This is a genomic window from Methanosarcina sp. UBA5 (assembly GCF_002505485.1).
Taxonomy (GTDB): domain Archaea; phylum Halobacteriota; class Methanosarcinia; order Methanosarcinales; family Methanosarcinaceae; genus Methanosarcina.
The window spans coordinates 64097-72835 of sequence record NZ_DAVG01000017.1 but is presented as its reverse complement, the minus strand read 5'-3'; the positions used below and the strand labels follow the sequence as shown (position 1 = coordinate 72835).

Here is an 8739-nt window from a genome sequence, read left to right as displayed (position 1 = left end):
TCTTGCTGTTAAGTTTAACGATCGTTCAGAAAACGCAACCGGGAGGAACTGGAACTGTAGAGATAAAACTATTCAACAGACCAGAATCCTGTACATACTTATGGATTTTGAAAATTCATGAGATACAGAGCGATAGTATACGTAGAAAAAGATACACTACCGTATATCTACTATAATTACTCTTTTTGTATGAAATAATCAGGACACGGGTATATACATTTTAATTCTTAACTTTCAAAAGGGGGGGCAGTTGCCAGTAACAGGCATGATACAGATATGTTCATATCAATTACCTTACCTTCCTCTTTATGTTAAATATATTATATTCCTATAGGAATATATTTTTTGGGCTTTCAGGGTAAAATAAGTTATTTATACGGATTATCTTTTTGCAGTTTCCAGAAATTTGGGTTCTTCGCTATTTCGAGTGGGTAACTTAAATCTAGCTTCTAAATTTTCATATTTGATCTGAATATTTTCTAACTAAGCAATTATTTTCAACTCATACAAAAAAGCGAAGAGCCAAAAGTTTTGTGAAATTTTGAAGGGGACTTTAGAATAAGTGAGTTCAAAGGATGGAAATAAAGAGGAAGTAAGGTAATTGTTTTTATTCGGGCATGTATATAATAACTGTCAATTCCTTTCCTTCAAGTTCTTTTCCTACAGAAGAAAGTCGTCCATTACCCCCAAAAACACCAGTAAATACCCTATCTTCAGGAGTAACCACTAGGTAATTTCGTTCTTTGTGTCCTACAATTATAGTTGCTTCTCTATTAGCATATCCGATTTTTTTTGGAACTGGATATCCTTTAGGATCAACAGTGAAGTACTCAACTTCATCATTAAGGTTCGGGATTAATACCATATTGCACAAAATTTTCATAGCAATTGTCTTTGATGGCCTTTTAGGTTCTCCTGCCATATTTCCCTCTTATAAGACTCAGAATATATATTCTTTAGGACTTTAGAAAAAGAGTTAATCTTCTTGTTTATCAATGGACATCATCAACGCATTCAACCCGTAGTTTCCAGTACGGGTGTAGAATATACAATCATCTTTCCACATTTCTACCCTTTATCTTACCTTACTCAACTTTTCTTGTGCGATATTAATTTGACCTAATATATATTAACTTTATGCCTAATTAATAAACCACTTTATAACCTATTAAATGGATACAATTGGCTTTTTCATTGTAGAGTAAAAGGTGAGATAACACAACATTCAAGGAATTAAGTTTATATACTTTAAGCCCCGATAGTATATATTATAGTAACAGAAAAGGAGCGCAACAAAATGAACACACAAGACTTAAAAATTGAAATGGCTGTCAGATACGAAAAACCAGAAATGGAAAGGCACTGTTGCTGGAATTGGAGAAGAAATAGAGGTTATTTTTGAGGAAGATGGGGCACTAGAACACATAGACCCATTGTATCTAAAGCCATTTTGATCTGGCCTTTTAATCCTTTTTGTTGGCTCTTATGATTTTGGGGAAGGTAGATGAAATGAGAAGAACAATTTATGAGATGATCTATGCAAGATTTCAGAAAATGGGTATTATTGATGAATCTGGTAAAAACCTTTTTAAGATGGTTGAGAGAATAAAAAAGGACATTATGATTATTTTACAAAAACCAACAATACTCTAAAAATGATAGACCTATGGAGATTTTAACTATGTTATTAACAAGAGGAATTATTGATGAAATAAAAAGTATTTTTGTATCCAGGTCTATTCAAAGGGTAGGAGAGACAGAGAGCCACATTGAGTACTTTTTTAACGAGTCCCTTGATGAAAGTTTAGAAGAGAAGTTCCGTGATACGGGAATGGAGGTTGATGATTACTATTACAGATGGTTGGCTTTCTGTATGGATGACTATGCTTCAAAACTAAAAGATTATGTTGGCAAACCTCTTGAGGATATACCTTTTGATGAAATTAATGATTCAATTTTATCTGACTTGGAACCAGATGTTTACACTCACGACCTCTTACAATGGTTAAGCTCTAACCTAAATAGAATGGGATATGTAGATGAAGTTCTGGCAGATGAGTTTGAATACTTTAATAAGGATAATAAGAACTTGTGTTACCTCATGATGGTTGGTCAATTGAGAGAAATGAGTGAAGTTTACGGAATTGGTTTTCAGTTTGTTCAATGGTTCTTAGAGACAAAGAACGATTAACTGTATCTATTTATCCAAGATTTAAAGGAACAATCATAATGGAATTAAAGCTACTAAACTCCACACAAGAGATTTTAAACCTTATTACAGACCTGACAGGCAAATCATTCGAGTTTATCCACAAACCCGATTTACCGACATTGGCAATGGTAAAGATTGCAAGGGAAAATATGCCCTTGCATTTAATTTATTACAAAAATATAAGCCCAGGAAATATTGACCATTTAATCGCTCATGAATGTGGCCACATCTACAGAATGATGTCTGTGCCAAGTGAGTATAGAAAAGTGCCAGCTTCAAACATGGAAAATAGACAAATTGCAATGACTAAAATTGAGAATGAATTATTTAAGCTGTCAAAAGATATCCCGATTGAAAAAATGAGTTCACTTTTTGAATTATGGTTCAATGGCATAATTAAACAGTTAACTAATTACCCTGTAGATATGCGAATTGAACAATGGATATATGATAACTACCCGGAATTGAGAAAAGCACAAAGAATAACTGTTGATAAACAGATTCGAGAGAATGTACAAGCTCTATCTGAAAAGATAAAGAAAATATCACCTGCCTTCATTTATGATACGTCTAATACAATGAACTATGCATTTGCTTCGTTTATGGAGTCTTTAATTGAAAAAAAATATACAACTCCATATAAAAGGACTGAGTATCCAGAAGTGGGTGCTAAGCTTGTGAAATTTCTTATTAAAACAAAAGATGAAGGGTATAAGCAGGATATCGAAATAATTAACAAATGGTCTAATTTACTTGGTTTATCAGAATGGTTTTACTGGACTGACTTTGAAAATGTTCCTCTTGACTATTTAGATTAATTTTTCCTTTTTTTAATATAAATTTTATTAATAGAAAATTAAATATGTAAAAAAAGCTTTCATGTCTTGGGATATACATGAGACTTTTTGCAGGAACTTCAGAGCAATTCATACAAGATTCAATTAGAAACGAAATTGCGACTAAACTTAAAAACGCTTTCTTTGAGTATTATAGGTATAATCCTTCTCCTGCAGAAATAAACTCGTGGAGAAACTCATTAAAAGAAATTTCTAATATATTTGTAGAGGCAGATCTTACAGACCATGGAGTTATTTTAGAATATCAATTACCACTTACTTCGAAAAGGTTAGATTGTTTAATTTCTGGCACAGATAAAAATGATAAGGATAATGCAGTGATTATTGAACTGAAGCAATGGAGTAAATGCAGAGAAGCTTCGGGGGATAACGAAGTACTCACATGGGTTGGTGGGGATGAAAGAGAAGTACTTCATCCATCAGTACAGGTTGCTCAATACACAATGTATCTGCAGGACACTCATACAGCCTTCTATGCAGACGATGATCCTGTTTTTCTGAGTTCTTGCACATTCCTTCATAATTACAGCTATGATCCTAAAGATGTTATATTTTCGGGTAAATTCTCGGAGATAATCGAAGATTTTCCTTTATTTACAGCCGACAATACAGGTGGATTAAAGAGTTTTTTGTTAGATAAGCTGGAAAATGGAAATGGACTCCAAGTTCTTAAGAAAATAGAGAGCGGAATATACAAACCAAGTAAGAGACTAATGGATCATGTTGGAAATTTGATTAAAGGAAAGCCTGAATACACGCTACTTGATGAGCAATTGGTAGTGTTCGATAAAGTTCTCTCTTGTGTCAAAAGTGGTTTCTTTGATGATCAGAAAAATGTGATTATTGTAAAGGGCGGACCGGGAACAGGGAAGTCAGTTATCGCTATCAATTTAATGTCAAATTTACTCTTAGATGGTTATAATGCCCACTATGCTACTGGTTCTAAAGCATTTACTGAGACCCTAAGAAAAATAGTCGGATTACGTGGTTCTGCTCAGTTTAAATATTTTAACAGTTACATTAATGAAGAAGAAAACTCAATTGATGTATTAATCGCTGATGAGGCACATAGAATTCGAAAGACAAGCAATAACAGGTTCACTCCTCATGAAAGAAAATCAAAACTTCCTCAAATTGAAGAATTAATTAATGTGGCAAAAGTCTTAGTTCTTTTCATTGATGATGACCAAGTAGTAAGACCTGATGAAATAGGTTCTGTTGAATATATTAAGGCATATGCAAAGAAAAATAATTGTCAGGTTTTCGAGTATGAATTAGAAGCTCAATTCAGGTGCAATGGTTCGGATGGATTTGTGAACTGGGTTAATAATACATTAGGGATTAAGAAAACTGCTAATATTATATGGACTCAGAAAGAAGAGTTTGATTTTAGGATAATGAGTAGTCCTGAAGAACTTGAAGCTTTAATAAATGATAAAGTTAAAGAAGGATTTACTGGAAGACTGACCGCTGGATTCTGCTGGCCTTGGTCTCAGCCAGATAGGAATGGTGAATTACTAGAAGATGTTGTTATAGAGGATTTTAAAAGACCCTGGAATGCAAAGCCAGATTCAAAGAAACTTGCAAAAGGTATTCCGAAAGCACCTCTTTGGGCATATGATCCAAGAGGAATAAATCAAATCGGATGTGTATATACGATACAAGGATTTGAGTTTGATTATGTTGGTGTTATATTCGGAAATGACCTTGTATACAATTTTAACAATCAAAGATGGGAAGGACATCCTGAACATTCCGAGGATTCCACAGTCAAAAAATCAAAGGATAGGTTTACAGACCTAGTAAAGAACACGTATAGAGTCCTGTTGTCAAGAGGAATGAAAGGTTGTTATGTTTACTTTATGGATAAAGATACAGAGAACTTCTTTAAATCAAGGATGGAAATTTGAATTGTTTCCATTACTTTTTAGTTATTCTTATTCGATTTCTTTGAGGTGTTTTTCCTAACCAACTCGGCTCTACTTATTGCAACTAAATTTGAAGGATGATCATTTAAGTTATTCCTATCTTTATGGTAAGTAACATATCCTCTAGGAATTTCTCTGTATGTATCTTCATATACTTTTCTTGCCCTTCGTATACGGCTATTTTTCCCAATCCATAGGTAAACTCCATCTTTATTATGAACTTGAACTCCTCCTTTCCAGCTAGGATGATTCTCCTCTACGTATTGGTCCTCTTTGAATTCAGTATCAGAATTCATATGGATGCCTCTCAATCCCTTATTCCAGGGAGTTCCACCCTTTTGGAATCGCTTCCAAGCATTAGTTCCTTGAGCAAAAGTACCGTCTTCGTTTCTATGTATCACGAAATAGGCTTCGTAGAAAACTTATCTAAACCCAGCTTCAAAAACTGATTCTTGGGATCAGCTCTAAAATATGTATGAGTTCCATTATTCACAAGTTTTGCACTTTTGGGTACCTGTAATAAAATAAGAATCAATGGAAGTATGTCTGTACCGCTTTCGATTGAATTAAAAAGAATGAACAACATTAGCGGAATATTATAAAGCCCCAGCAATCCTGAAACCACGTTTAATATTATTGACAAAACTATAAACGGAGCTATATAAATTAAACATGCTCGAGATTTTAGGAGTACATCTGTTGTATACACATACCCTCCAAAGTATGTAAAGCCTAGAGAGATATTATCTGATTTAATGAAGTTTGGGATAAGTAGTAGGTGAATTAGCCCATGAATAACTTCCATAAGGACTGCAATAACAAGAGCAATTAAAAGAGGTAACAAAATATATTCCAAAAACTCCTCTGCATTTTGTGCACTGCCCTAGATTTGATAGTCATTAATTCTGCTTGTCGGTATAAGTATTCCCATTATCAACTGGGATATTAAAAGATTAATAATCACAAATGGTATTGATAAAACTACTTGACCGATCAGACTTTTTGGCTCCTTTAACTCTCTCCAACCATCTTTTAGTAATTTTTCGTGAATATCTTCATTGAAATCTGGAAAGCTATTCTTAATTTTTATAACAGTCCCCTCGCCAATTTTATTATGTTTGCATATGGCTTGTTTTAAAATTTCAGATATCCGCGTTTTTGACAATAAACGGTAATTCCGTTTAGTGCAATTGATCTCGAATTCTTTTAGACCTATAACATAAAGATTTACTAAAACATATAAATAATTATTCCAATGTCCTAAGTTATACCAAAGCTCCAAGTAATTTAAAAGACCTTAATAAACAAGAAAAGAGTGACTTCTTTACATATTCTTTTTCTCTAGCTCTTAAGAACAAAAATAGACGCTAAACAATAGGTAATTGGCGGGGAAGAGTAACCCCGCCTTGGCTTGAGGGGGGTCAGGAGAAAGAATAAGACCTGCCCCCGATGATGCAGACCAAGACCGGTTAGAACAGGTCTGCATAGTAACATCAGTGTTAAAAATATTTAAGCGTTTTTACTGTGTGCTTTTCAGAAACCCTTAATAGGTTTGTTTGTTAAGCCAGTTAAGCAGCTTGAATAAATTTCAATGAAGATATAGAATATTCTCTTTTTTACATTTATGATAAGTCCTGCCTAGAAGGTCTGGACGCATCTGGATCTTCAAACTTAGAAAATAATCAATCATCCTTAATCGTCTAATAAAGCTGACTTTTATATTTATAAAAGTCAAAAGAAAAAATTTAAGTAGTGCTCCTAAAACCTGAGTAATGGAGTTACAACTCCTAAATTAGAAATCAGAGATGAATAATAGTGAATAAAACAAAGACTCTATGTAAGATAGGTTTAATTTCAATAGCTCTAATCTTGCTTTTAGTTTCTTCTGCAGCATTAGCAGCTACTCAGAATGACACCGGGAATGCCACTATCAAAGACAAGTACGTTTCGCCTGCGACAATAGCAGCTACTGACAATGATACCGGAAACGCCACTATAAAAGACAATTATGTTTCGTCTACAGCGTTGGCAACTACAGAGAAAAGTACTTCGCTTCAGACCACTGAAAACAGAATAACGACAAGTGGACACGCATCCTATCCTGCTATCTATGGTAACAGGATAGTATACGTTGATGATCGCAATGGAAAACCAGATATTTACATGTATGATCTCTCCGCCAAAAAGGAAACTCGAATAACTACCAGTGGGAAAGTATGGGGAAGTCCTGATATCTACGGGGACAAGATAGTATGGTCAGACACTCGAAATGGAGATTATGACTATGATATCTACATGTATGATCTCTCCGCCAAAAAGGAAACTCGAATAACTAACAGCGGATCAGCAAATGGTCCTGCAATCTATGGGAATAAGATTGTATGGTCAGCCTTTGGGAATGATAATTATCACGATGATATATACATGTATGACCTTTCCACTAAAAAGGAAACTCAAATAACCAACAATGTCTACTACAGCGCATACGCTCCTGATATTTATGGTAACAAAATAATTTATGAGTTAGTGGATGATGAAGGTTATGGCGATATCTACGTGCACGATCTTTCTACTAAAGAGGAAACTTCGTTAAGCACCACCGGGACAGCAGATAATCCACATATATATGGCAACAAAATAGTCTGGGATGATAATTTGGCAAGCTTGGAGGATCCTAACACAAACGGTAATATTTACATGTATGATCTTTCCACAAAAAAGGAAACTCAAATAACCAGCAGTCCAGATTATCAGACGCATCCTGCTATCTATGGTAACAGGATAGTATGGGAGGATGATGGTGGACAGGATGATGGTTGGGTGAATCATGGTATCTATATGTACGATATTTCCACTAATCAGAAGATGAAAATTAGTGCTAAAGGATCAGCATACCATCCTGCTACTTACGGTGATAGGGTAGTATGGCAATATGGGGAGGAATATAGTGGTGATACCGACATTTACATGGCCACTGTTGAAGTACCACAACCAAAACCACCAGTTGCTGCATTTTCAGCTTCTCCAAGGTCAGGAAAAGTTCCACTGAAAGTTCAGTTTACTGACAAAAGCAGTAATAGTCCAACCTCCTGGAAATGGAGTTTCGGAGATCGAACTTATTCAACAGCCAAAAACCCTGTACATAAATACAGTAAAGCAGGAAAATATACTGTCAGCTTAGCAGTAAAGAATGCGGGAGACTCAATTCTAATTGGATATGACAATAAATCCATGTTAATAGATGCAGGAGAAAGCGACAAAGGAGAAATAGTCACTGATTACCTGCATGATCAGGGAATTTCCACATTAGATTATGTAGTCGCAACACATCCTCATTCTGATCATATTGGTGGCATGAATGATGTCCTCAATAACTTCAAGGTTGAACATTTTATTGATAGCGGATATCCGTACACTTCCAAAACATATGAAAACATGCTGACCACTATTGACAAGAAGAATATTCCGTTTGAAACCCCTAAAAGAGGAGACAAGATTAATTTCGCATCAGGTATTGATGTTGAGGTTCTGAATCCAGGCACTACTTATTACTCTGATGATCTTAACCAAAACTCTGTAGTCCTCAAAGTAACAGACGGAAAAGTATCGTTCCTGCTCATGGGAGATGCTGGCATCGAAGCAGAAAACGATATTATGAAAGCTGGTTACGATGTTAATGCCGATGTTCTCAAAGTGGGGCATCACGGCAGTAGAACCGCAAGTGGAGCTTCTTTCATTTCGG

Annotated in this window: 9 protein-coding genes; 6 read left to right on the top strand and 3 right to left on the bottom strand. The window is 35.0% G+C overall.

Annotated features, from left to right (window positions below):
* Window positions 1–607 precede the first annotated feature (607 nt).
* Window positions 608–922: a hypothetical protein gene (locus tag BP621_RS01710; RefSeq protein ID WP_292387627.1), complete on the bottom strand. Its 315-nt coding sequence runs from the start codon at window positions 920–922 to the stop codon at window positions 608–610.
* Between the two features lie 397 nt (window positions 923–1319).
* Between BP621_RS01710 and BP621_RS01705 the strand changes: the two genes are divergently transcribed.
* The 5 genes from BP621_RS01705 (at window position 1320) to BP621_RS01685 (ending at window position 4979) form a co-directional block, all read left to right on the top strand.
* Window positions 1320–1454 carry a hypothetical protein gene (locus BP621_RS01705; protein WP_292387626.1) on the top strand — a complete coding sequence of 45 codons (135 nt, stop codon included), beginning with the start codon at window positions 1320–1322 and terminating at the stop codon, window positions 1452–1454.
* A 22-nt stretch (window positions 1455–1476) separates the two neighbouring features.
* Entirely contained in the window at window positions 1477–1653 is a 177-nt protein-coding gene (locus BP621_RS01700) for a hypothetical protein (RefSeq protein ID WP_292387625.1), read from the top strand.
* Between the two features lie 28 nt (window positions 1654–1681).
* Window positions 1682–2191, top strand: a complete 510-nt coding sequence (locus BP621_RS01695) for a hypothetical protein (protein WP_292387624.1) — start codon at window positions 1682–1684, stop codon at window positions 2189–2191.
* Complete coding sequence (locus BP621_RS01690; protein WP_292387623.1) at window positions 2164–3030, top strand: hypothetical protein; 867 nt, start codon at window positions 2164–2166, stop codon at window positions 3028–3030. The genes BP621_RS01695 and BP621_RS01690 overlap by 28 nt, the downstream gene beginning before the upstream one ends.
* 77 nt (window positions 3031–3107) lie before the next feature.
* A complete protein-coding gene (locus tag BP621_RS01685; protein ID WP_292387622.1) occupies window positions 3108–4979 on the top strand; it encodes a DUF2075 domain-containing protein in 1872 nt (623 codons plus the stop codon).
* 17 nt (window positions 4980–4996) lie between these two features.
* Here BP621_RS01685 and BP621_RS01680 read toward each other — a convergent pair whose 3' ends face one another.
* Together BP621_RS01680 and BP621_RS01675 are read right to left on the bottom strand one after the other, a co-directional pair.
* Window positions 4997–5398: an HNH endonuclease gene (locus tag BP621_RS01680; RefSeq protein WP_292387621.1), complete on the bottom strand. Its 402-nt coding sequence runs from the start codon at window positions 5396–5398 to the stop codon at window positions 4997–4999.
* Complete coding sequence (locus BP621_RS01675; protein WP_292387620.1) at window positions 5395–5853, bottom strand: DUF3267 domain-containing protein; 459 nt, start codon at window positions 5851–5853, stop codon at window positions 5395–5397. The genes BP621_RS01680 and BP621_RS01675 overlap by 4 nt, the downstream gene beginning before the upstream one ends.
* Window positions 5854–6812: 959 nt before the next feature.
* Here BP621_RS01675 and BP621_RS01670 point away from each other — a divergent pair.
* A partial coding sequence (locus BP621_RS01670; protein ID WP_292387619.1) for an MBL fold metallo-hydrolase occupies window positions 6813–8739 on the top strand: 1927 nt, incomplete at its 3' end.